General features: G+C 73.6%; 21 protein-coding genes. 11 read left to right on the top strand and 10 right to left on the bottom strand.

Annotated features, from left to right (window positions below; all coding sequences use genetic code 11):
* Nucleotides 1-37: 37 nt before the first annotated feature.
* On the top strand, nt 38-724 hold the full coding sequence (locus tag RI578_RS02965; protein ID WP_310869559.1) for a maleylpyruvate isomerase N-terminal domain-containing protein: 687 nt from the start codon (nt 38-40) through the stop codon (nt 722-724).
* A gap of 42 nt (nt 725-766) precedes the next feature.
* Here RI578_RS02965 and RI578_RS02960 read toward each other — a convergent pair whose 3' ends face one another.
* On the bottom strand, nt 767-1,924 hold the full coding sequence (locus RI578_RS02960) for a hypothetical protein (protein WP_310869558.1): 1,158 nt from the start codon (nt 1,922-1,924) through the stop codon (nt 767-769).
* Nucleotides 1,925-2,124: 200 nt separating this feature from the next.
* Here RI578_RS02960 and RI578_RS02955 point away from each other — a divergent pair, with 200 nt between their 5' ends.
* On the top strand, nt 2,125-2,919 hold the full coding sequence (locus tag RI578_RS02955) for an SDR family oxidoreductase (RefSeq protein ID WP_310869557.1): 795 nt from the start codon (nt 2,125-2,127) through the stop codon (nt 2,917-2,919).
* 20 nt (nt 2,920-2,939) lie between these two features.
* Here the strand turns inward: RI578_RS02955 and RI578_RS02950 are convergent, their stop codons facing one another.
* On the bottom strand, nt 2,940-3,998 hold the full coding sequence (locus RI578_RS02950; protein WP_310869556.1) for a YihY/virulence factor BrkB family protein: 1,059 nt from the start codon (nt 3,996-3,998) through the stop codon (nt 2,940-2,942).
* Between the two features lie 340 nt (nt 3,999-4,338).
* Here RI578_RS02950 and RI578_RS02945 point away from each other — a divergent pair, with 340 nt between their 5' ends.
* Genes RI578_RS02945 through RI578_RS02930 form a run of 4 tightly spaced genes read left to right on the top strand, consistent with a single transcriptional unit; the run spans nt 4,339 to nt 6,507 of the window.
* Nucleotides 4,339-4,728: a hypothetical protein gene (locus tag RI578_RS02945; protein ID WP_310869555.1), complete on the top strand. Its 390-nt coding sequence runs from the start codon at nt 4,339-4,341 to the stop codon at nt 4,726-4,728.
* On the top strand, nt 4,725-5,510 hold the full coding sequence (locus RI578_RS02940) for a hypothetical protein (protein ID WP_310869554.1): 786 nt from the start codon (nt 4,725-4,727) through the stop codon (nt 5,508-5,510). Before RI578_RS02945 ends, RI578_RS02940 begins: the two co-directional genes overlap by 4 nt.
* 38 nt (nt 5,511-5,548) lie before the next feature.
* Nucleotides 5,549-6,082 (top strand): roadblock/LC7 domain-containing protein, encoded by a 534-nt coding sequence (locus tag RI578_RS02935; protein WP_310869553.1) that lies wholly within the window; start codon nt 5,549-5,551, stop codon nt 6,080-6,082.
* 50 nt (nt 6,083-6,132) lie between these two features.
* Nucleotides 6,133-6,507: a hypothetical protein gene (locus tag RI578_RS02930; RefSeq protein ID WP_310869552.1), complete on the top strand. Its 375-nt coding sequence runs from the start codon at nt 6,133-6,135 to the stop codon at nt 6,505-6,507.
* 74 nt (nt 6,508-6,581) lie between these two features.
* Here RI578_RS02930 and RI578_RS02925 read toward each other — a convergent pair whose 3' ends face one another.
* Nucleotides 6,582-7,946 carry an FAD-dependent oxidoreductase gene (locus RI578_RS02925; protein WP_310869551.1) on the bottom strand — a complete coding sequence of 455 codons (1,365 nt, stop codon included), beginning with the start codon at nt 7,944-7,946 and terminating at the stop codon, nt 6,582-6,584.
* Nucleotides 7,947-8,189: 243 nt separating this feature from the next.
* Between RI578_RS02925 and RI578_RS02920 the strand changes: the two genes are divergently transcribed.
* On the top strand, nt 8,190-9,659 hold the full coding sequence (locus tag RI578_RS02920) for an MFS transporter (RefSeq protein WP_310869550.1): 1,470 nt from the start codon (nt 8,190-8,192) through the stop codon (nt 9,657-9,659).
* A gap of 38 nt (nt 9,660-9,697) precedes the next feature.
* On the opposite strand, the gene RI578_RS02915 is transcribed toward RI578_RS02920, so the two are convergent.
* Nucleotides 9,698-9,844 carry a hypothetical protein gene (locus RI578_RS02915; RefSeq protein WP_310869549.1) on the bottom strand — a complete coding sequence of 49 codons (147 nt, stop codon included), beginning with the start codon at nt 9,842-9,844 and terminating at the stop codon, nt 9,698-9,700.
* Nucleotides 9,845-10,001: 157 nt separating this feature from the next.
* Here RI578_RS02915 and RI578_RS02910 point away from each other — a divergent pair, with 157 nt between their 5' ends.
* Entirely contained in the window at nt 10,002-10,175 is a 174-nt protein-coding gene (locus tag RI578_RS02910) for a CsbD family protein (RefSeq protein WP_073728798.1), read from the top strand.
* Nucleotides 10,176-10,297: 122 nt separating this feature from the next.
* Here RI578_RS02910 and RI578_RS02905 read toward each other — a convergent pair whose 3' ends face one another.
* The 3 genes from RI578_RS02905 to RI578_RS02895 form a co-directional block, all read right to left on the bottom strand.
* Nucleotides 10,298-11,071, bottom strand: a complete 774-nt coding sequence (locus RI578_RS02905) for a chitosanase (protein ID WP_310869548.1) — start codon at nt 11,069-11,071, stop codon at nt 10,298-10,300.
* Nucleotides 11,072-11,174: 103 nt separating this feature from the next.
* Nucleotides 11,175-13,784 (bottom strand): SpoIIE family protein phosphatase, encoded by a 2,610-nt coding sequence (locus RI578_RS02900; RefSeq protein ID WP_399059341.1) that lies wholly within the window; start codon nt 13,782-13,784, stop codon nt 11,175-11,177.
* A gap of 232 nt (nt 13,785-14,016) precedes the next feature.
* On the bottom strand, nt 14,017-16,575 hold the full coding sequence (locus tag RI578_RS02895) for a SpoIIE family protein phosphatase (RefSeq protein WP_310869546.1): 2,559 nt from the start codon (nt 16,573-16,575) through the stop codon (nt 14,017-14,019).
* A 411-nt stretch (nt 16,576-16,986) separates the two neighbouring features.
* Between RI578_RS02895 and RI578_RS02890 the strand changes: the two genes are divergently transcribed.
* Together RI578_RS02890 and RI578_RS02885 are read left to right on the top strand one after the other, a co-directional pair.
* The gene (locus tag RI578_RS02890; protein WP_310869545.1) at nt 16,987-18,336 is read left to right on the top strand and encodes an endo-1,4-beta-xylanase; all 1,350 of its coding nucleotides are present in this window, start codon (nt 16,987-16,989) and stop codon (nt 18,334-18,336) included.
* 302 nt (nt 18,337-18,638) lie between these two features.
* On the top strand, nt 18,639-19,025 hold the full coding sequence (locus RI578_RS02885; protein WP_310869544.1) for an ATP-binding protein: 387 nt from the start codon (nt 18,639-18,641) through the stop codon (nt 19,023-19,025).
* A 6-nt stretch (nt 19,026-19,031) separates the two neighbouring features.
* On the opposite strand, the gene RI578_RS02880 is transcribed toward RI578_RS02885, so the two are convergent.
* Nucleotides 19,032-19,397, bottom strand: coding sequence for an STAS domain-containing protein (locus RI578_RS02880; RefSeq protein ID WP_121745412.1), 366 nt, complete (start codon nt 19,395-19,397; stop codon nt 19,032-19,034).
* A gap of 159 nt (nt 19,398-19,556) precedes the next feature.
* Between RI578_RS02880 and RI578_RS02875 the strand changes: the two genes are divergently transcribed.
* On the top strand, nt 19,557-19,835 hold the full coding sequence (locus tag RI578_RS02875; protein ID WP_310875647.1) for a hypothetical protein: 279 nt from the start codon (nt 19,557-19,559) through the stop codon (nt 19,833-19,835).
* 43 nt (nt 19,836-19,878) lie between these two features.
* Here the strand turns inward: RI578_RS02875 and RI578_RS02870 are convergent, their stop codons facing one another.
* Nucleotides 19,879-21,468, bottom strand: a complete 1,590-nt coding sequence (locus RI578_RS02870; protein ID WP_310869543.1) for a glycerol-3-phosphate dehydrogenase/oxidase — start codon at nt 21,466-21,468, stop codon at nt 19,879-19,881.
* Nucleotides 21,465-22,082, bottom strand: coding sequence for a TetR/AcrR family transcriptional regulator (locus RI578_RS02865; RefSeq protein WP_310869542.1), 618 nt, complete (start codon nt 22,080-22,082; stop codon nt 21,465-21,467). Before RI578_RS02865 ends, RI578_RS02870 begins: the two co-directional genes overlap by 4 nt.
* Nucleotides 22,083-22,128: the final 46 nt, after the last annotated feature.

The raw sequence follows: 22,128 nt of genomic DNA, 5'->3' as shown, positions 1-22,128 counted from the left end.
CGGCGGACCGCCGCCGGGCCCGCCCTAGGGTGGCGCCATGGCCACGGGATCCGCGGAACGCCCACATCCGGCTCACGTCGTGCGCGACGCCTACGAGGCCCTCGCGGCGGTGGTCCGCCCGCTGGGGGAGGACGACTCGTGGCTGCCGACCGACTGCACCGGATGGGCGGTGCGCGATCTGGTGTTCCACCTGCTCGCGGACGCCCAGCGGGCCCTGGTGGCCCTGCACACGCCCGCCGGCGATCCCCCTGACCGGGATGCCGTCACCTACTGGCGGGACTGGACGCCCGATACCGACGACGCGGCCCAGGAGCGGCGCTGGAACCGGGTCTGCGCCGGCATGATCCCCGAATTCGGCCAGTTGAAAGACCTGTATCTGGAGACGGCGGCGGCCGCGGTCACGGTCGCGCCGGCGGCCGAGCCCCGGAGCCGAGTGGGCACCCAGGGACACGTCCTGACCGTCGCCGACCTGCTCACGACCCTCGGCGTCGAGGCGACCGTCCACCACCTCGATCTGACCGTGGCGCTGCCCACCGCACCGGGACCGTCCCCCGCCGGGCTGACCGCGGTCCGCGCCACACTCGACGGACTCCTGGGCCGCCCGGTGCCGCTGGACTGGAGCGACGAGCACTACGCCCGCGCCGCCACCGGCCGCACACCGCTCACCGAGAGTGAACGGCACGCCCTGGGACCCGACGCGGACCGGGTCCCGCTCTTCGGCTGACCGAGCCGCCCGGACGCCGCCGTGCGCCGGGCCCGGCGGCGGTCAGTCCTCTCGTGCGGCGCTCTGCCGCGCGGTGCCCGGCTCGCCGGCCTCGGCACGCGGTGTCCGGCCCGGGCCCCTGAACCTCTCCAGCGTGCGGGTCAGACTCCGCAGCGGCGACACCTGGGGCTCCTCGGCCGGCGGGGGGCCGGTGGGGGCGGACGCGGCGGACTCCCGGTACGCGGCCAGGGCCTCGGCCGCGCGTTCGGCCGCCTCCCGGTACAGGTCCCGGGACTGCGTCATGGCCTCCAGCGCCTCGGCGTACATGGCCACCAGCTTGCGCTCGCGGTCCAGTTCCTCCGCCATGGTCAGCAGCCGCCAGTCCTCCCGCAGCGCGGTGAGGGCCTCCTCCGCGCCGTCCGGCAGCGGCCTCGGCAGCGCGGCGAAGGACGTCACCGCCGCGATCAGGGCGGTGGGCTCGGAGCCGTCCAGGAAGACGGAGCGGACGGAGAAGTCCCCGGCGTCGTAGTCCGCCGGGACCGGGAATCCGGGCAGCACCACGGCGCCGCCGCGCGGCACCTGGACGCCGAAGTCCTCCAGGGCCCAGTTGACCACCCGCAGTTGCTGCGGCGCGGCGCGGTGCTCGACCACGCGGTGCCGCAGGCCGGGAGGCAACCGGTCCGCCAGCGGCACCCGGCCGCGATGGTCGGGGGTCATCGCCTCGTGCACGACGACGTGGATGTTCCACGGGCTGCGCCCGGCCTCCTTGAGGAGCCGGCGCAGGGTCTTGTCGTCGCCGGGCAGGGTGTTGATGCCCCGCAGCCGCAGCCCCGTGGCGGCGTCGCGGTCCCAGGTGACGTCCGGGTCGTCGGGCCAGAACATCGTGGCGGGGGAGGGCCAGGCAGGATCCCAGGCCTCCTCGGCCTCCGCGAGCAGGGTCCACTCCTGCCCGCCGGCCGAACCGGGCGCGAGGACCAGTCTGGCCCGCACCGTGACGGCCCCCGCGGCCTTCCAGCGCGCCTCGAAGATCCGAGGGCCGGCGGCCTCGCCGTCCGGCTGCTCCTCGGCGGGCAGTTCCAGGAAGTCGTCGACGACGCGGCTGTCCTTGAGCCGCTGCAGGGTGTGCCGGACGGTGTCCTCCGCCGCGGATCCGACGTGGCGGCCGCGAGCGGGCCACACCGTGGGCGGAGTCGTGGGGCGGGCGGTGGCAGAGGTCGGCATGAGTCCATCGGGAGGCAGAAGCGGGGGCACGGACACACGCAAGTATCGTCGCCGCAGGTCAGCGGAGAGCACCCGGGGGTCCGCCGAGCGGGCGGGGCGCGGCACCGTTCGCGGTGCGGTGGGCGGCGTACGAGGTGCGCCATGGGCGAGGGTGGACAGGAGTACCGCGACCGACCGTACGGCACGAGAAGGAGCGACCGATGAACCTCGACCTCGGCGGACGAACCGCGCTGGTGACCGGCTCCTCGCAGGGCATCGGAGCGGCGATCGCCGCCGGCCTGGCCCGGGCCGGCGCCACCGTGGGCGTCAACGGACGCGACGCCGGCCGCCTGGAGGAGAGCGTCGGGAAACTGCGCGCCGAGGTGCCGGACGGGGAGTTCGTGCCGGTCGCGGCGGACCTCGGCACCGCGGAGGGCGCCGAGCGGGCCTTGGCGACGCTGCCCGACGTGGACATCCTCGTGAACAACCTCGGCGTCTTCGGCGCGGTGCCCGCACTGGAGATCAGCGACGACGAGTGGCGCCGCTACTTCGAGATCAACGTCCTCGCGGGCGTCAGGCTGACGCGCGCCCATCTCCCCCGGATGAGGGAACGGGGCTGGGGCCGGGTGCTGTACATCGCGAGTGACTCGGCCGTCGTCGTCCCGGCCGAGATGATCCACTACGGGGTCTCCAAGACGGCACTGCTCGCGGTGAGCCGCGGCTTCGCCAAGGAGGCGGCGGGCAGCGGCGTCACGGTGAACTCCGTCATCGCCGGACCCACCCACACCGAGGGCGTCGAGGACTTCGTGTACCAGCTGGTCGACCGCGAGCTGCCCTGGGACGAGGCCCAGCGCGCCTTCATGCGCGAGCACCGCCCGCAGTCGCTGCTCCAGCGGCTGATCGAGCCCGAGGAGATCGCCAACCTCGTGGTGTACCTGAGTTCGCCCCAGGCCTCCGCCACGACCGGTGCGGCCGTCCGCGTCGACGGGGGCTACGTCGACTCGATCCTCCCGTAGTCACTCTCCCGGGCTCGTGGTCACTCTCCCGGTGCCGCGCGCCGCCGGTCCGTCTCGTCCCAGGCCCGGGTGTCCCGCGGCTCCACGTACGGCTCCTCCTCGGGCGGGTGGCCGCCGTCGATCACACGCTGCCGGGCCAGTTCGGCGTCGAACTCGAGACCGAGCAGGATGGCCAGGTTCGTCACCCACAGCCACACCAGGAAGATGATGACACCGGCCAGGGTGCCGTACGTCTTGTTGTACGAGCCGAAGTTGGCCACGTAGAACGCGAAACCGGCGGAGGCGAGAAGCCAGATCAGCAGGGCGACGACGCTGCCCGGCGAGATCCACTTGAAGCCCTTGACCCGGGCGTTCGGGGTGGCCCAGTACAGGATCGCGATCATGAACGTGACGAGCACGACCAGTACCGGCCACTTGGCGATCGACCACACCGTCATGGCGGTGTCGCCGACGCCGAGCGCGGTGCCCACCTGCTGGGCCAGACCGCCGGTGAACACGACGATCAGCGCGCTGACGACGGCGAGCACCAGCAGCACCACGGTCAGGGCCACGCGCAACGGCAGCACCTTCCACACCGGGCGCCCTTCGGGCATGTCATAGACCGCGTTGGCCGCGCGGATGAACGCGGCCACATAGCCGGACGCCGACCAGATGGCACCGACCAGGCCGACCACCGCCAGCACGGAGCCCAGACCGGCCTTGGCCTGCAACTGCTCCACCGCGTTGGTGATGACGTCCCGTGCGGCCCCGGGCGCCAGCTTCTGGATGTTGTCCAGCACCTCCTGGGTGACGGACTGCCCGGCGATCCCCAGCAGGGAGACCAGCACCAGCAGGGCCGGGAACAGCGACAGAATCCCGTAGTAGGTGAGAGCGGCGGCGCGGTCGGTCAGCTCGTCGTCCTTGAACTCGGCGACCACGCGCCGCAGCAGCGAGGACCACGAGCGCTTCGCCAGATCGGTGGGGGAGTCGGGAGCGGCGCGCTCGGTGGAGGAGCCCGGACCGTAGACCTCGGGCGCCGTCTCGTCCGTGGTGTCGTCCTTCGGGTGCTTCCCGCGACGGGGAAGATGCAGTCGGGCCATGGGCCCCGGGTTGCCAGTCTCGGCGTACCCACGCCCCCGTGCGCGGGAAGCGCACGGGTGTGCGGCCGCCACCCGGAACCGCGTCGTTCACCCGTGGTCCGGGACGGCCCGCAGTCCCCACAATGGTCGGCGCGGACAGGTCCGCCCGTCATCCGCTCAGGGGCGGGCCTGCCCGCGCCACCCCTCGCCCGACGGGCCCTCGCACGGCCGAAATACCGCAGTATGCCGGAGCGCGCGCACGTTCCTCTGGAAAATGCCAAAGCGCTCACCAGATGCGTGCACTTTCCGTAGTCTCGGCGTCACGTTCGCGGTACAGCCGTGCGGGGAGAGGGGATCCGGCGTGCCCGGAATCGACGAAAGTCTGCTGGAAGCCATGCGGCTGCCCGGCGCGCGGGGCGCGTCGCTGGTCGACTGGATCAGCGGGCTCGCCCTGGGCGCCGTCGGCGAGGCGCCGGGCGGCGACTGGGAGGCGACCGCGGCGGAGACCGCGGAACTGGCCCGGCACGTGGCGGAGAGCGGCTCCCTGGCAGCGGCCGTCGCGCCGGAGAAGGAACCGCCGGTCGAGGACCTGATCGCCACCACCGCCGACGCCTACCACCTGCTCAGGTTCGTCAGCACTCCGTTCGACAGCACCGTCTTCCTCCACCTGTGGCTGGACCGCAACGACGGAAACCTCGCCCTGGCCCGCATCCGGCTGTCCGAGATGGCGGATCGACTGGTGCTCGGATGACCAGGGTGACGACCACCTGGACCACGCACGAAACGACGTCGGCGGCTCTCGGCGCGCTCGCGGCCGAAGGGGCGACGGGCGCCCTGTCGGGGGAGCGGGGCATCGTCTACCTCGCGGCGGGGCGGGTCGTACACGTCGAGTCCGCCTTCACCCCGGACCTCGGAGCGCTGCTCACCCGCAGCGGCGCCGTCGCGCCGGACGGCTGGTGGGACGCGGTCGACCGCGGCGGCAGGCAGGCCCGGGTCGGACACCGGCTCGTGGACAGCGGCCGGCTCGCCGCCGGGGCGCTGGAGGTCTGCCACCTGGGCGCGCTGTTCGACGCCGCGTACTTCGTCCTCGCCCACGACACACGCGCACACCGCTTCCGGCCCGGCGCGGTGCACTGGCTCGGCGCGGTCCGGTCCGTACCGGTGGACGTCGTCGTCCGCGAGTGCGGACGCCGGCGCGCCCTGCTGGACCGGATCTGGCCGGACCCCGACATCGACACCGTCCCCCTCACGCGGGTGCCCGACGCGGGTGCGGCGGCCCTGCCGGTGCGGCGCGGCCGGACCCTCACCCAGGTCGACGGTGTCCGCACCGCGGCGGAGATCGCCTCGGCGCTCGCCTGCCGCACGTACCACACCCTCGTCGAACTGCGCCGCCTGGCCGCCGACGGCCTCGTCACCGCCGCGCCGCCCGCTCCCGCCCCCGTCACGCCGGGCCCGAGCCCCCGCGACGTGGTGTGGGACGACCCGGACACGGCCCTGCTGCGACGGCTTCGAGACGCCTTGGAGGCCCTGTGATACGCGCGCGTCGACAGCGTGCCGAAAGGAGACTGCTCATGGCCGTCGAGAGCGACGTCCTGGACGAACTGCACCGACTGCGCAACCGCGTACCCCAGTTGACCGGATCGCTCGCGGCCACCGTCGACGGGCTCGTGCTGGCCCACGACGCACCGGGCACCGAACCCGAGGGTCTCGCCGCGCTCACCGCCGCCGCCCTCGGGGTCGCGCACCGCATGGCCGACGCCACCGCGCGCGGCGGGTTCCGCGAACTGCTGCTGCGTGGGGCCGACGGCTACGTCGCCACCTACGCGGCCGGTCCGGCCGCCGTGCTCACGCTGCTCGCCGACGGCCGGGTCAACGTGGGCCGGCTGCACCTGGAGGGCCGGCGCAGCGGCGCCCGGATCGGGGAGCTGGTCGTCGACCGCATCGGCCGGGACCGGGGCCGCTTCCCGGCCGCGGAAGCCGTCGAACACGTCACGGCGCCCGCCGGGGAAACGGCCCGCCCCATCGGCACCCTGCCGGTGCGCACCCCGCAGCGGCCCACACACCGACCGAGTCCCCAGATCGGCGGCCAACGCCGGCCGACCTGATCGACAGCGCTACCGATCCCGTACCGAGCACGTCCGAAAGGAACCCACGCATGGCCAACCTGGAGACCACACTCAAGGAATGCCTCAGCTCCATCGACGGAGCCAAAGCCGCCGCGCTGGTCGACTACACCAGCGGGATGGCCCTCGGCACGCTGGGCGGCACCAAGGACTTCAACCTGGAGGTCGCCGCCGCCGGCAACACCGACGTGGTGCGGTCCAAGCTGCGCACCATGGAGCACCTCGGTCTCAAGGAGGAGATCGAGGACATCCTGATCACCCTGAACACCCAGTACCACATGATCCGCCTGCTCAAGGGCCGTGGCGGCAACGGGCTGTTCCTCTACCTGGTGCTCGACGCGAGCCGCGCCAACCTGGCGATGGCCCGCCACCAGCTGCGCCGGATCGAGACCGAGCTGGAGATCTGAACCGGCCGACCGCGCAACCGGGCGCGGGCCCGGCGGGAGAAGCTCCCCGCCGGGCCCGCGCCGGTCACCGAGGTTCAGGCGCCGCTCTCCCGGAGCATGTCCTCGCGCTCGACGAGCTTCACGCGCTCGCGGCCCTGCGGCTCGCCCAGCGCCTTCTCCGCGGCGTCGAGCCGGTACCAGCCGTCCCAGGTGGTGAAGCGGACGTTCCGCTCGGCGAGGAAGGCGTCCACGGCCTCCGGAGCGGGCGAGGCGGGAGTCTGCAGCCTGCCGTTCGCGAAGTCGTCCAGCAGGTTGGACACCGTCTCGTTGGCGTCGCCCTTGGTGTGACCGATCAGGCCGACCGGACCGCGCCGGATCCAGCCGGTGACGTATGTCGACTGCAGGTGCTCGCCGGACTCCTGGATCACCCGGCCGCCCTCGTCCGGGACCGTGCCCGAGTCGATGTCCCAGGGCAGCTTGGGCAGCTGGTCGGACAGGTAGCCGACGGCCCGGTAGACCGCCTGGACGTCCCAGTCCTTGAACTCGCCGGTGCCCTTGACGTTGCCGGTGCCGTCCAATTCGGTGCGCTCGGTGCGCAGGCCGACGACCTTGCCGTCCTCGCCGAGGATCTCCGAGGGTGACTCGAAGAAGTGCAGGAACAGCTTGTGCGGCCGGTCGCCGACGTCGCGGATCGCCCAGTTCTCCAGGGTCTTGGCGACCATGTCGGCCTGCTTGTTGCCGCGCCGGGTGGCGATCGAGCCCTCGTCGTAGTCGATGTCCTCGGGGTCGACGATGACCTCGATGTTGGGGGAGTGGTCCAGCTCCCGCAGCTCCATCGGGCTGAACTTCGCCTGCGCCGGGCCGCGGCGGCCGAAGACGTGGACCTCCAGCGCCTTGTTGGCCTTCAGGCCCTCGTAGACGTTCGGCGGGATCTCGGTCGGCAGTAGCTCGTCCGCCGTCTTGGCGAGGACGCGCGCGATGTCCAGGGCGACGTTGCCGACGCCGAGGACGGCGACCTTCTCCGCCTCCAGCGGCCAGGTGCGCGGGAAGTCGGGGTGGCCGTCGTACCAGGCCACGAAGTCGGCGGCCCCGTACGAGCCGTCGAGCTCGATGCCGGGAACGGAGAGCGCCCGGTCCGCCGTGGCGCCGGTGGCGAAGATCACACCGTCGTAGAAGGCACGCAGGTCGTCCAGGCTGATGTCGGTCGGGTAGTCCACGTTGCCGAAGAGACGGATCTGCGGCTTGTCGAGCACCTGGTGCAGGGCCGTGATGATGCCCTTGATCCGCGGGTGGTCGGGGGCGACGCCGTAACGGATCAGTCCGAACGGGGCGGGCATGCGCTCGAAGATGTCTATGGACACACCGGGGTCGGCGGCCACTTCGGACTTGAGCAGGGCGTCGGCGGCGTAGATGCCGGCCGGGCCCGATCCGACGATGGCTACCCGCAGAGGGCGGGGCATGTTCAGGTTCCCTTCGAGCGGTGATAGATCGACTCGTGGGGAAGCCTAAGCTAAGGCAAGCCTAAGTCGGTACGCGGGTCCGGTCTATGAGGACATAAGGGCGGCTTATGGGCTCTCATGGCTCCGCTTTGTGGCCCGGCTCTGAACCCGGTTCTGTGACCGGGTTTGAACCCCTGGTCACGGGTGACGCAGGCGTGGGGCGCGGTCACCGCGTCCCACGTCCACCTCGCGAGGGGAGTCTGCGTGCGCCGTCCGGACGACCACCCGGACCCGAACCGGTGGCGGGCCCTCTGGGTGACCCTGGTCGCCGGTTTCATGACCCTGCTGGACGTGACGATCGTCGCCGTCGCCCTGCCGTCCATGCAGCAGGGCCTGCACGCCTCCGCCGCGTCCGTGCAGTGGGTCGTGTCCGGCTACGCCCTCGCGTTCGCCCTGACCCTGGTGACGGCGGGCCGGATCGGCGACGCGTTCGGCAGGCGCCGCGTCTTCCTCGCCGCGCTGGCCGCCTTCGTGCTCTGCAGCGCGGCCGCCGGGGCCGCACCGGGCATCGAGCTGCTGGTGGTCGCCCGGCTCGCCCAGGGAGTCGCCGCGGGCTGCATCGCGCCGCAGAACTCGGCACTGATCCAGCAGATGTTCCGGGGCGCCGAACGCGGGCGCGCGTTCGGGCTGTTCGGTGCCACCGTGGGTGTCTCCAGCGCCGTGGGCCCGGTCGTCGGCGGTCTGATCCTGGCACTGGCCGGCCCAGAGGGCTGGCGGTGGATCTTCTACGTCAACGTGCCGGTCGGCGCTCTCGCCCTCCTGCTCGGCTTCCGTCTGCTGCCCCGGGTCGCCCCCGGCGGCCGGGGGCATCTGGACCCGGTGGGCGTGCTGCTCCTCGGTGCCGGAATCCTGGCCCTGATGCTGCCGCTCGTCCTCGCCGAGGGCGGCGGAGTGGGCAGGGTGTGGTGGCTCTTCCCGGCGGGAGTGCTCGTCCTGTTCGCCTTCGCGCGGTGGGAGCGCCGCGTCGCCCGCCGCGGCGGGCATCCACTGCTGGAACCCGGCCTGCTCACCGAGACCCGCGGCTACGTCACGGGCGCGGGTCTGGCCGCCCTGTACTTCGTCGGGTTCAGCGGGGTGTGGCTCGTCTTCGCGCTCTTCTTCCAGAACGGGCTGGGCTTCTCACCCCTCATGTCCGGCCTGGCGGTGACCCCGTTCGCCGTGGGCTCGGCCACCGCGGCGGCCGTGGCGGGCCGGCTGGTCGACCGGCTGGGGCGGCTGCTGACCGTCTGGGGACTCGTCGCCGTCATGCTGGGACTCGGCACGACCGCGCTGGTGCTCTGGCTCGCGCCCTCCGACCGGGCCGCCTGGATCGCGGCCCCGGCGCTGCTGGTCGGCGGGCTCGGCAGTGGCTGTGTGATCTCCCCGAACATCACGATGACGCTGCGGGACGTCCCGGTGCGGATGGCGGGCGCCGCCGGGGGCGCCCTGCAGACGGGACAGCGCCTCGGCGGCGCCGTGGGCACCGCCGCGCTGCCGGGGCTCTACTACCTGACGCTGAACGCGACCCACGACGACTACCACGAGGCCGTGGCCCTGTCGGTCGGCTCGGGGGTCGCCGCCATGCTCTGCGCGCTGACCGTCGCGGTCCTCGACTGGCGACGGGACCGCTCCGAGAGCGCCGGACGCTGCCCGCCGGAGACGTCCCACAGCCACACCCACGCGGGGCAGGGCTGAGACGCTCCCCGACGCGGCGGCGAACCGGCCCGGCACGCTCAGCGCCGCTTGCCGAACTTCCGGAGCATCTCCTGCGCCTGCGCGCGGCGGCGGGGGTCCGAGGCGGCCCGGCGTACCTGCTCCGTCGCCCGGCGGCCCTGCGGGCTGCGCGCGAAGCGCTTGATCCGGTCCAGCATTCCGGCCATGACGTTCCTCCGAGTCGACGACGGACGTGCTTGTCCGTCCTCCTACCCCGCGGCCCCGCGCTCACCCCGGCGGCCGGCGCCGGGTTTGACCCGGCCGTCACGGGCGACCCGCAGGGCAGGACATCGGAAGCGAACGAACGCCGTGAGGTGAGCAGCTGTGGCCGGCAACCAGAAGTCCAAGGCCAAGATGGAACAGGCCAAGGGAAAGGCCAAGGAAGCGGCCGGCCGGGCCGTCGGCAACGAGCGGATGACGGCCGAGGGCCGCGCCGAGCAGTCCAAGGGCGACGCCCGGCAGGCCAAGGAGAAGGGCAAGGACACGTTCCGGCACTGACACCGGAACCGGCACAGGCACTGCCATCGGAACGGATGGCGGCACACGGGCCGCGGAACCCGGCACACGCCCGGTTCCGCGACCCGCGCCGTGCCGGTGGGGCCGCTCGCGGGACGTGGGGGTCAGCCGACGTGGTAGGCGTCCCCGTACACGTGCCAGTCCAGCGCCGGGTCGAGGTCCAGGTCGCCCTCGCGCAGGAAGACGCGCTGTGCCGTGTCGACCCGGCCGGTGTCGCTGTGCGCCTCCTCCTGCTTCATGGCCCACACCCGCGCGTCGAGGAAGGCGTGCAGGTACGCCACCTCGTCGCCGCCCCGCGCCGGGGGCCGGGCCCGGCCGAGGACCCGTGCCCGGATGCTGCCGAAGCTCGCGGAGTCGCCGCCGTCGCCGTGCATGACGATCGCGTCGTGGTACGCGAACTGCCCGAGCGTCCACAGCCCGTCCGCCTTCGCCCGCCGTACGGCCGGACCGAAGTGGACGCGGTCGCGCTCGTGGTCCTGTGCCCGGCGGAACTCCGGGTCACCGGCCGCCCGGCGCCAGTCGCCGGGGAAGCCGGGGTCGAGCCCCTCGTGCGAGTCGGAGCCGTCGACCTCGCGCAGCGCCGGCAGATAGCGCGCGAGCACGTTGCCGGGGCCGGTGTAGTGCTCCACCAGGTCGAGCATGTCGCCGGTGCCCGAGCAGAAGCCGATGATGCCGGCGGTGCAGCCGCGGCCGTCACCGATGTCCTCGATGTACTCGTACTGCGCCTTCCAGTCGAGCGAGGAGGTCTCCGCGCTCGACACCAGCCGCATGGCGATGTCCTTCTTCACCGGGTCGTCGAGCCCCGCCGCGCGCTCGGTCGCCGCCGCGGCGGGCGACGGGGTGATGAGGGGGACTGCCGCCAGGGACGCACATGCCATGGCGAGCACGGTACGGCGCGAGGTGCCTGCCGGGCGTGCCGGGTCGGGATACGGGCGCCTGACGGAATCTCCAGGTACGGACCGAGGGCGGAGCCCGAGCCCGTCAGGGCACCGGCTGCTCCGCCCAGATGACCTTGCCCCCCGGCGTGTAGCGGGTGCCCCAGCGCTCCGCCAGCTGCGCGACGAGGAACAGCCCGCGCCCGCCCTCGTCCGTCATGGCCGCGTAGCGCAGATGGGGCGAGGTGCTGCTGCTGTCGAACACCTCGCAGATCAGGCTGCGGTCGCGCAGCACCCGGACATGGACGGTCTCGCCGCCGTAGCGGATCGCGTTGGTGACCAGCTCGCTGAGGATCAGCTCCGTCGTGAACGTCAGCTCGTCCAGCCCCCACTCGGCCAGCCGCCGGGTGACCTGGGCGCGTACCTCGCCGACCGCGGCCGGGTCGTTCGGCACCTGCCACTCGGCGACCCGGTCCGGACCGAGCGCGCGGGTGCGGGCGACGAGCAGGGCGATGTCGTCGCCCGGCCGTTCCGGAAGCCGGGCGTCCAGGACGGTCCGGCAGGTCTCCTCGGGCGACTCGCCGGCCGTCTCCAGCGCCTGGCGCAGGTGTTCGAGGCCGACGTCGATGTCGTGCTCCCGGTCCTCGACGAGCCCGTCGGTGTACAGGACCAGCCGGCTGCCCTCCGCCAGGCGCAGCTCGGTCGTCTCGAACGGAAGGCCGCCCAGGCCCAGCGGGGGACCGGCGGGCACCTCGGGGAACTCCACACCCCCGTCCGGCCCGATCAGCGCAGGCGGCGGGTGGCCCGCCCGCGCGATCACGCAGGTGCTGGAGACCGGGTCGTAGATCGCGTAGAGGCAGGTCGCGCCGGTGACCGGGGCGGTGCCGTCGTCGGCCGCCTCGTCCTGGTCGATGCGGCCGACCAGCTCGTCCAGCAGACCGAGCAGCTCGTCGGGCGGCAGGTCGAGGGCGGTGAAGTTGTGCACCGCCGTCCGCAGCCGCCCCATGGTGGCCGCGGCGTGCAGCCCGTGACCGACGACGTCGCCGACCACGAGCGCCACCCGGGCCCCCGACAGCGGCAGTACGTCGAACCAGTCCCCGCCGACCCCGGCCTGCGCGGGCAGGTACCGGTAGGCGATGTCCAGGGCGTTCTGCTCGGGCATCCTGCGGGGCAGCAGACTGCGCTGGAGGGTCACCGCCATGCTGTGCTCGCGGGTGTAGCGGCGCGCGTTGTCGATGGAGACCGCGGCGCGCGCGACCAGCTCCTCGGCGAGCGTCATCTCGTCCTCGTCGAACGGCTCGGGTTTCTCCGAACGCCAGAAGCTGACCACCCCGAGCACCAGGGTGCCCGCGCGCAGCGGCACGGTGATCAGCGAGTGGACGCCGTACTCCACCACCTGCGCCGAACGTTCGAGGTCCTGCGCCTGCCAGCCCCGGGCCTCGCGGAGGCGGGGCGCCAGTACGGGTCGGCCGGTCTGCAGGGAGCGGCCCTGCGGGGAGGAGGTGACGAAGCGGATCTGCCGGCCCACCGGGTAGAGCGGGACCTCCTCGCGGACACCGCTGAGCGCGGCGCGGCGCAGCGGGGTCACGCCTCCCGGCTGGCCGCCGGCCAGCACGGTGTCGAACAGGTCCACGCTGACGTAGTCCGCGAACCGGGGCACGGCCAGCTCCGCCAGTTCCTCGGCGGTACGGGCGACGTCCAGGCTGGTGCCGATGCCCACGCCGGCGGCGTACAGGATGTCCAGGCGTTCCCGGGCGGTCTCGGCCCGGCCGGACAGGGCCCGCAGCTCCGTGGAGTCGCGGAGCGTGGCGACGCTGCCGGCCGGGCCGCCCCGTACGTCCGTGGGCCGCTGGTTGACCGCCAGCAACCGGTCCTTGACCAGGTGCACCTCGTCGGTGGCGACCCGCCCGGAGGCCAGCAGCTCCGCCGTGTCGTCCGGGAGCCCGAGGCCGAGGACGTGCCGTCCCTCCGCGTCGTCGGGCAGGTCGAGCAGGCGCTGTGCCTCGTCGTTGGCGAGCAGCAGCCCGCCCTCCCCGCCGACGATGAGCACGCCCTCCCGGACGCTGTGCAGAACCGCGTCGTGGTGTTCGTACATCCGGGTCATCTCGTGCGGTCCCAGGCCGTGCGTCTGCCGCAGCAGCCGCCGGCTGACGAGCGCCGTGCCCGCCGTCGCCAGGGCCAGTCCGACGCCCGCCACGATCAGCACCAGTGGCAGCTGCCGGTCGGCGGCGCCACCCACGTTCTCCGTCGTGATGCCGGCCGAGACCAGGCCCACGACGGTCCCGTCGGGCGCCTCGACGGGCACGACGGCCTGGACCAGCGGGCCGATGGTCCCCTCGATCTCCTCGGTCACCGTCTCCCCGGCCAGCGCGGGGGCGATGTTCCCCACGAACTCCTTGCCGATGCGGTCGGGTTTGGGATGGGTGTAGCGGATGCCGTCGGTGTTCATGACGACGATGAAGTCCACGCCCGTGGCCCTGCGAGCTGCCTCGGCCCGGGGCTGGAGCACCGCCGTGGGGTCGGGACTGCGCAGCGCCTCGCGGATGCCGGGGGAGTTGGCGAACGTCGCGGCCACGGCGACGGACCGGTTGCGGGCCTCGACCGTGCTGTCGTGGCGTACCTGGAGCACCAGCGCGACGGCCGCGGCCACCACGAGCAGCAGCACGATGACCACGTTCATGGCGAAGACCTGGCCGGCGACACTGCGTCCGGACATGGCCGAGCGCAGTGCCGCGGCACGCCGCCGCCGTCCCGCGTCCGCCCCCCGCCGTGATCGGTCCGCGTCTCGCCGGTACCGGGCGAGCGGGCCGCTGGGACGACGGGGTGACCGCTCTCCCGATCGACCCATCAGTCGGACCATGTGCCCATGTCTACACTGCCGGGCCCGAGGAGGCGAGGGGCACCCCTGGTGGAGGAGTGGCCCGCCGGGCCCGGTCCCGGCGCGGTCCTCACCGCGGGCTCCCGCGCCGGTGGCGGCGCGTGGCGAGCAGCAGGGCGATGTCGTCGGGGCGGTCCGTGGCGTGGCGGGCGGTGACGACGATCCGGTCGGCGACGCCCGCCAGCGAACGGCTGCCCGGCCGTGCGGCGGGCGCACCGGCCCTGGCCAGGGCCAGCCGCAGGGCGGTGATGCCGTCGTCGATGTCGGTGCCGGGCCGCTCCACCAGCCCGTCCGTGTAGAGGGCGAGGACGGCACCGGGCTCGACGTGGAACTCCGTCAGCGGGTACGGCGCGCCGGGGTCCACGCCGAGCACCACCCCGCCGGGCAGGTCCAGTGCCTCGGTGCGTCCGTCCGGGTGGCGCAGGAGCGGCGGCGGGTGTCCCGCGCGGGCCGCGCACGCCCGTCCGGTGGCCGGGCCGAGCCGGATGTAGCAGCAGCTCGCGAACAGACCCGGGTCCAGATCCGTCAGCAGGTGGTTGACGCCGCTCAGCACCTCGTCGGGCGGACGGTCGCCGAGGGCGAAGGCGCGTACGGCGCTGCGCAGTTGTCCCATCGTGGCCGCCGCCTGCACGCCGTGCCCCTGCACGTCGCCGATGACCAGGGCCATGCCGTCCCCCGAGGCGACGACGTCGTACCAGTCGCCGCCCACGTCCATGCCCTGGGTCCCCGGCAGATAGCGCCCCGCCGTCTCCAGCAGGGGGTGCGCGGGCAGCCGGCGCGGCAGCAGGGCCCGCTGGAGTCCGCGGGCGAGCGCGGTCTCGGTCTCGTAGCGCCGTGCCTTCTCCATGGCGTGGGCGATCACGCCGGCGAGGGCGGTGAGGACCGCGCGTTCCTCGGTGCCGAAGCCGCGGGCACGGTCGAAGCCGAGGATGCAGGAGCCGACCGGGCGCCCGGAGGCGATCAGCGGCAGGAAGGCGCGGGCGCCCTCCGTGGCGTCCAGCGGGATGCCCGGGTACGCGGCGGCCAGCGCCTGCATCGAGTCGAAGAAGAGCGGCCGGCCGCTGGTCAGCGTCTCGACCCCGGGCAGCCGGGCATCCAGGGCCACCCCCTCGAAGGGCGCGAGGAAGCCCGGCGGGAAGCCGGTCTCCCACGCCAGGTACAGATGCCTTTCCTGGAGCAGGTAGATGGCGAGCCGGCGGCCGCCGAACGCCGGCAGCAGTTCGCGCACGACCACGGCGGACACCTGGCGGGCGGTGACCGCCTCGGTCAGGGCCACGGCCAGGAGGATGGGGCGGTACACGGGTGCCGTCGTGGCGACGAGGGCCGGGCCCGGGTCGCCGGTGCCGGACGCCGTCTCCGCTGCGCCGTGCTCGGGCGTGAGGCCGGCGGACGCGTCGGCCACCCGGTTGGCGGGGCGGAGCGTGCCCGTCAGGAGGTCCGGCCCGGGGTGCACGGAGACGGCGAGCCAGTCCCCCTCGTAGGGCTGCGGCGTGGTCCGGAGGCTGCCGTCGGGCGGGCGCCGGACATGGAAGTGGACCGGCTCGGGGGACAGCAGGGCACCGCGGAGATGATCCTCGTAGGCCGCCTGGTCCAGCCAGGGCACGGCCTCCCACAGGGAGTGGCCGAGCAGCCGCGCCCGTGGCTGCCCCAGCAGCGCGGCGGCGCGCGGATTGGCGTAGACGATCGTGCCCAGCCGGTCCACGCAGAACACGCCGTCCGGAAGCAGGTCGGCCGCGGCGTCGGCCACGGCACCGGCGGACGTGTCGCGTACGACGCCGCGCACCGGGCCGTCGACGGGCGGCGCGGCCTGCGGTTTCCACAGCTCCATCAGGAGCAGCCCACCGTCCGCGGCACGCACGTACAGGGGCAGCGGAGGAGGCCGGCCGGCGGCCGTCTGCCGCAGCGCCGCGGCGATCCGGTGCCCCTCGTCGGGCGCCAGGGCGGCGGTGAGTGTGCCGAGCGAGGCGCCGGCGGGTCCGTCGGTGGCCGCGACCACGCCGAGCAGGGCGCACAGCGGCTCGTCGACGGTGACGGCACCGGTGCCCGGGTCCCAGGCGAAACTCCCGGCGCGCGGCGCGTGCCGTTCGGCCGGGGGCGGCCGGAGGCACAGCGGCTCGCCGTCCCACGCGACCGGCGGGGCGTCCAGGTCCTCGTCCAGCCGTTCCAGGGCCGAGCCGAGTTCCCGCGCCAGCCGCTCCATCCGGTCGAGGCCGTCCAGCGCCTCGGCGGTGTCGGAGGCGGAGGGGCGCAGGACGGTCAGGACACCGTACGTGCGCGCCGCGGCGGCGACGGGCACGTACAGGGATCCGAACGGGAAGGGCAGGCCTGCCGCGAACTGCGGGTACCGGCGCATCGTCTCCGTCGCGTTGGGCAGCACCACCCGGACGCCCAGCCGGTAGGCGTCGGCGACCGGGAAGGGGCTGTCGGCGTGCAGCCGCCACCAGGGCCGGAAAAGTGGCCCGGGCAGTCCGGCGAGGACGGCCAGTCGCAGCAGGCCGGGGGTGCGGGAGCGCAGGTAGACCCCGCCCGCATGGCCGCCGGACGCGCCGATGGCCTGGGCGCAGGCGTCGATCAGCAGCGCCGTCAGCCGCCCGGGCATGCGGTCTGCGTCCTCGGCGCCTGCACTCATCGGCCCCACCTAGGGGGTGTCGTTTGGATCTTGCCGGGGTCGCGGGGCCTGGCACGCCCATCTGCGGCGTTGTCGTCGGTTGCCAGGGCTCCGCCCTGCCGCCCTCCTCCGCCTTGCAGCTGCACGCACCAGGCCCCGCTCGGGTCGGTCGCAAGGCACCGTTGCCCGGAGCCGGCCTGATCCAAACGACACCCCCTAGTCCGTGCGCCGTCACGCGGGCGACACCGCAAGAATGCGCCACGACACCCGGATCGCGCACCCGGTCGGGCCGCACGGGTGACCGCGACGGGCGTTGACCTCGCGGACCTGAGTCCGTAACCTCCTCCGCGACATTCGGAAATACTTCCGAAACTTTCGGAGTTTCCTGCCCTTCCGAACGGCTCCGCACACCGATTCAAGGACCGGGATGACATGCGCATGACTCTGCTACGTCTGTCGAGAGCGGCCACCGCCGGTCTCGTCGCCGCCGCGGCGCTGACGGCCGCGACCCACTCCGCCGAAGCCGCCCGAGCCGCCGACACGCTCGGATCCGCGGCGGCCGGCCAGGGCCGCTACTTCGGCACCGCCGTCGCGGCGAGCCACCTCGACGAGGCCGACTACGTCTCCACGCTGAACCGCGAGTTCGCCTCGGCGACCCCCGAGAACGAGATGAAGTGGGACGCCACCGAGCCCAGCCGGGGCAACTTCACCTTCGGCGCCGCCGACCAGGTCGTGGACCACGCCCGAAGCCAGGGCATGGACGTCCGCGGCCACACCCTCGTCTGGCACTCCCAGCTGCCCTCCTGGGTGGGCGGCCTCGGCGCGGCCGACCTGCGCACCGCCATGAACAACCACATCAACAGCGTGATGGGCCACTACAAGGGCCAGATCCACAGCTGGGACGTCGTCAACGAGGCCTTCCAGGACGGCGGCAGCGGCGCCCGGCGCAGCTCGCCCTTCCAGGACAAGCTGGGCAACGGCTTCATAGAGGAGGCGTTCCGCACCGCCCGCGCCGCCGACCCGGCCGCCAAGCTCTGCTACAACGACTACAACACCGACGGCGTCAACGCGAAGAGCAATGCCGTCTACGACATGGTCAAGGACTTCAAGTCCCGCGGCGTGCCCATCGACTGCGTGGGCTTCCAGGGCCACTTCAACAGCAACTCCCCGGTCCCCGCCGACTTCCAGGCCAACCTCCAGCGCTTCGCCGACCTCGGCGTCGACGTGCAGATCACCGAACTCGACATCGAGGGCTCCGGCACGGCGCAGGCCAACAGCTACGCCGACGTGGTCGAGGCCTGTCTCGCCGTGGACCGCTGCACCGGCATCACCGTCTGGGGCGTCACCGACAAGTACTCGTGGCGCAGTAGCGGCACCCCGCTGCTCTTCGACGGCGACTACCAGGAGAAGCCCGCCTACGGCGCCGTCCTGTCCGCCCTCGGCGGCGACGGCGGCGGCGACCCGGGCAACGGCACGGCGAGCTGCACCGCCACGTACACCAGGACCGCCGACTGGAGCAGCGGCTACAACGGCCAGGTCACCATCACCGCGGGCAGCGAACCGATCGGCTCCTGGACCACGACCGTCACCTTCGCCTCGCCGCAGCGGGTCCAGGCCACCTGGAACGCCACGCCCACCTGGGACGGCGGCGGCAACGTCATGACGGCGCGGCCGAGTTGGAACGGCACCCTGGCGGCCGGCGCGTCGACCAGCTTCGGGTTCACCGTGTCGAAGAACGGCAGCGACACCGCACCCGCGGTCGGAGCCTGCACCGCCTCCTGACCCGTCCGGCGCACCGGGTCGCCCCGAAGTCGACGAGGAGTCGGGGCGACTCGGCGCGCCTCGTCGCGAGACCCGGCCGTGCCCGTCGCCGACCGGGACGGCGCCCTTTCCGGCGCACTGGGTCCGGGCCTGTCCGAAAAACGGCGCGTCCGGCGGAAGTTGGGGCAAAGAGATCGTGGAAACCGCGCCGGTGCGTATCGTGAAGGACCGGGGGCATGTGCTTCCCCTACTCGGCCCCGGACCGGACGGTGAGGCTCTGTATGACTCCGGCGCACAGACCCGATGCCGCAGACGCCTCGGTCGTGTCCACGGCGGTGGAGTTCAGGGGCGGATCGGCGATGATCCCGGCCTCCCGGGACGTCGTGCACGGCTTCGTCGCGGGACTGGGCGAGAAGGGCGTGGACCTGGCCGACACCTTCCTGGACGCCGCCCGCCTGGTCGCCAGCGAGCTGGTGACGAACGCGCTCCGTCACGCGCCCGGCCCCTGCCGCCTGGAACTGACCCTCCTGGACGACGCGGTGGAGATCGCGGTGTCGGACACGGGGGAGGCGTTCCCCACGTTCCTGCCCCGCGATCCCCTGCGGGTCGGCCGGCACGGTCTGGAGATCGTGACGCGCCTGTGCGACGAGGTCATCACCAAGCCGCACGCGACGGGGAAGACGGTGTACGCGCGCCTGCCGATGCGCTGACCCGCGTCAGGCCGCGAGGGCCTGTTCGACGGTCGGGTAGCAGGCGATGAGTGTGTCCACGCCGACGAGTTGCAGCACGCGCTCGACGGCGTGCTGCGGTGCGGCGAGCCGCAACCAGACGCCGCGGGACTCGGCGGCCCGGTGCGCGGAGATGAGCACGTTTATGCCGCTGGAGTCCAGGAAGACCACCTCGCCGAAGTCGACCACCGTGCCCGGCGCCGTCTGCACGCAGGACAGCAGGACGTCGCGGAGCTGACTGCTGCCGTCGAGATCGACTTCTCCGGCGAGCAGGACGAGGCTGACGCCGTCGCCCGTGGTGGTACGGGTGATCAGCAGCCGCTCCGGTACTGCCGCTCCCTCGATGTCCGCCACGCTTCCCTCACTTCTCGCATATGCCCGGCCGTCCTCGGTGGCTTGATGTTATGGCTCTCGGGGGCCCGCGTGGGCCACTTGCGCAGACCGGCGGCGGCGGACCGGCGGCCAAGGGCTCGACGCGCGCGACGGCGCTCCTCTGACTACGGTCGAGATGTGGTGGCTCACACATTCGAAGAGCTCGTGCACAAGCGTCGCGCGGCGGACCTGGCCCGGCACCGGGTCGAGGAGCTGCGTGACGCGTACGGGCCTCCCACGCAGCATCAGTGGACCCAACGGCAGTCCCACACGTACGAGACCGCCGTTCGGGCCTGGCGCGACCTGGACCGGGACGCGCAGTCCGCGATGACGGAGTACGTCAAGGAGGGGGGTCAGTCCCGGCACAAGTTGGAGGCGAAGGTGCGCAAGGCCGTCCAGGACGGGGGGCAGGGCACCTGACCGGTCCCCGGCGGGGCCGGCACCGGACGGGTTTCGACCGGTCTCAGTCCCGCCGGGCGGCCGTGACCTCGCCGACGAGACCGCGCACGGCCGCCAGCGCCGCCGCCCGGTCCTCGGGCACCAGCCCGATGCGGGTGCGGCGGTCGAGCAGGTCGGCCTCGTCCAGGGCCCCCTCGTGGCGCAGCGCCCAGAGCAGCTCGGCCCCGGTGACGGGGTGGTCCGGCAGGACCCGCTCGCCGAGCCGGGGGTCCCGGTCGGCGAGTGCCCGCACGGCCGGGGCCTCGGTGCCGTAGCGCCGCACCAGGCGGCGCGGCGCCCGCAACGCGGCCAGGGCGTGCGGCGCGGCGGCGCCGACCAGCGGCAGCGCGGCGGTGGGGGACGGGCCGGCGCCGAGGCGGCGGGCGGCGACGGCGGCGTCCACGGCGTCCTCGGCCATGCGCCGGTACGTGGTGAGTTTTCCGCCGACCACGGTGATCACGCCCTCCGACGAGGTGAGCACGGCGTGCCTGCGTGAGACGTCCGCCGTGCGGGCCCCGCTGCCGGGCCGGTCCGCGGACGTGGTGTCCAGCAGGGGGCGCAGGCCCGCGAAGGAGCCCACGACGTCCTCGCGGTGGACCGGCACGTCCAGCACGGAGCCGAGCACGTCGAGCAGGAAACCGACGTCGGTCTCGGGCACCTCGGGCACGTCCGGGATCTCCCCGTCGACGGGCTCGTCGGTCAGTCCGACGTAGACGCGGCCGTCGCCCTGGGGCAGGACCAGGACGAAGCGGTTGGTCTCCCCGGGGATCGGCACGTGCAGGCCGGCGGGGAGCGGGCCGAGCCGGTCGGAGCGCAGGACCAGGTGGGTGCCGCGGGAGGGCCGGACGCGGATGCCGTCGACCAGGTCGCCGGCCCACACACCGGAGGCGTTGACCACCGCGCGGGCGCGGATCACGCCCTCCTCCCCGGTGAGCTCGTCGCGTATCCGGGCGCCGGACGAGGTCAGTTCCAGGGCCCTGACCCGGGTCAGGATCCGGGCGCCGCGCGCGGCGGCGGTCCGGGCGAGCGCGGTCACCAGCCGGGCGTCGTCGGTGACCCGGCCGTCCCAGGAGAGCAGGCCGCCGCGCAGCCGGTCGGAGCGCAGCGCCGGCGCGAGGTGGCGGGTCTCCACGGCGGACAGCCGGCGCGGCGCGGGCAGCGTGGCCCGAGCGGTGCGCGCCGCCAGCCGCAGCGTGTCGCCGGCTCGGAACCCGGCCCAGGCCAGCGCGGCCTGACCGCGGGAGACCATGGGCGTCAGCGGCAGCACGAACGGCTGCGCGCGCACCAGATGGGGCGCCGTGTGCTCCATCAGCACACCGCGCTCCACCGCGCTCTCGTGGGCGACGTCGAGCTGGCCGGAGGCGAGGTAGCGCAGGCCGCCGTGGATGAGCTTCGAGCTCCAGCGGGAGGTGCCGAAGGCCAGGTCCTGGGCGTCCACGGCGACGACGCTCAGGCCGCGGGCCGCGGCGTCCAGGGCGGCGCCGGCCCCGGTCGCGCCGAGACCGACGACCAGGACGTCCACGACGGGGCCGCCGACGGCGTCGGTCAGCTCGCGCGAACGCCGCCCGGCGGACAGGGAGGCCCCGGCGGCGGGGGTGCTGCTGATGGGGCTCATGGCGTGAGGGTCCTCTCCAGGATGGTGCGCAGCTCCGCGAGGAAGGCCGCGGGGGTCAGCTCGGCGTCGTCCTCGTCGGTCATGGTCCGCAGCGACAGGGCGAAGGACTGGACGATCAGCAGTACGGAGCGTGCCTGCCGCCCGGTGTGGGCCGGGCGCACCGTCCCGTCGGCGTGGCCCTCGCCGAGCGCGTCGGCCAGCAGTCCCAGCAGGGCCTCCTGGCTCGCCCCGCGCCGGTCGAGGACGTAGGGCAGGAGCAGCTCGGGGTCGACGTCGACGATCTTCCGGAAGAGCGGGTGGGCGCGGAACGCCTCGACCCCGGTCACGAGTCCCTCGACGACGCGCGGGCGGGTGCCCAGGCCCGGCCGGGGCTCGGGGATGGCGCCGGTGGCCACCGCGATCCACTCGCGGGTCATCAGGTCGCCGACCAGGGACCGCACGTCCGGATAGCGCCGGTACAGCGTCATCCGGGAGACGCCGGCGCGGCGGGCGACGTCGGTCATCGTCGTACGGCGGACCCCGACGGCCAGTACGCAGTCGCGCACGGCGTCCAGCAGCGCGTCGTTGTCCGAGGTGTTCGGTCGGCCCGAGTTGTTGTGACGGTTCGGCGTCATGTGTAACAGTGTAACGCCAGTGGGGCCGTGCGGACCGCGTTCCGAC

This window comes from Streptomyces sp. BB1-1-1, from assembly GCF_031597775.1.
Lineage (GTDB): Bacteria > Actinomycetota > Actinomycetes > Streptomycetales > Streptomycetaceae > Streptomyces > Streptomyces thinghirensis.
Note: the sequence above shows the minus strand (reverse complement) of the source record. Positions and strands in the feature narration are given on the sequence as shown.

What these genes read in the sequence shown, in the direction of transcription:
- RI578_RS02965 (WP_310869559.1), top strand. Translation starts at nt 38, where the DNA reads ATGGCCACGGGATCCGCGGAACGCCCACATCCGGCTCACGTCGTGCGC.
- RI578_RS02960 (WP_310869558.1), bottom strand. Translation starts at nt 1,924, where the DNA reads ATGCCGACCTCTGCCACCGCCCGCCCCACGACTCCGCCCACGGTGTGG.
- RI578_RS02955 (WP_310869557.1), top strand. Translation starts at nt 2,125, where the DNA reads ATGAACCTCGACCTCGGCGGACGAACCGCGCTGGTGACCGGCTCCTCG.
- RI578_RS02950 (WP_310869556.1), bottom strand. Translation starts at nt 3,998, where the DNA reads ATGGCCCGACTGCATCTTCCCCGTCGCGGGAAGCACCCGAAGGACGAC.
- RI578_RS02940 (WP_310869554.1), top strand. Translation starts at nt 4,725, where the DNA reads ATGACCAGGGTGACGACCACCTGGACCACGCACGAAACGACGTCGGCG.
- RI578_RS02935 (WP_310869553.1), top strand. Translation starts at nt 5,549, where the DNA reads ATGGCCGTCGAGAGCGACGTCCTGGACGAACTGCACCGACTGCGCAAC.
- RI578_RS02930 (WP_310869552.1), top strand. Translation starts at nt 6,133, where the DNA reads ATGGCCAACCTGGAGACCACACTCAAGGAATGCCTCAGCTCCATCGAC.
- RI578_RS02925 (WP_310869551.1), bottom strand. Translation starts at nt 7,946, where the DNA reads ATGCCCCGCCCTCTGCGGGTAGCCATCGTCGGATCGGGCCCGGCCGGC.
- RI578_RS02915 (WP_310869549.1), bottom strand. Translation starts at nt 9,844, where the DNA reads ATGGCCGGAATGCTGGACCGGATCAAGCGCTTCGCGCGCAGCCCGCAG.
- RI578_RS02905 (WP_310869548.1), bottom strand. Translation starts at nt 11,071, where the DNA reads ATGGCATGTGCGTCCCTGGCGGCAGTCCCCCTCATCACCCCGTCGCCC.
- RI578_RS02900 (WP_399059341.1), bottom strand. Translation starts at nt 13,784, where the DNA reads ATGTCCGGACGCAGTGTCGCCGGCCAGGTCTTCGCCATGAACGTGGTC.
- RI578_RS02895 (WP_310869546.1), bottom strand. Translation starts at nt 16,575, where the DNA reads ATGAGTGCAGGCGCCGAGGACGCAGACCGCATGCCCGGGCGGCTGACG.
- RI578_RS02890 (WP_310869545.1), top strand. Translation starts at nt 16,987, where the DNA reads ATGCGCATGACTCTGCTACGTCTGTCGAGAGCGGCCACCGCCGGTCTC.
- RI578_RS02870 (WP_310869543.1), bottom strand. Translation starts at nt 21,468, where the DNA reads ATGAGCCCCATCAGCAGCACCCCCGCCGCCGGGGCCTCCCTGTCCGCC.
- RI578_RS02865 (WP_310869542.1), bottom strand. Translation starts at nt 22,082, where the DNA reads ATGACGCCGAACCGTCACAACAACTCGGGCCGACCGAACACCTCGGAC.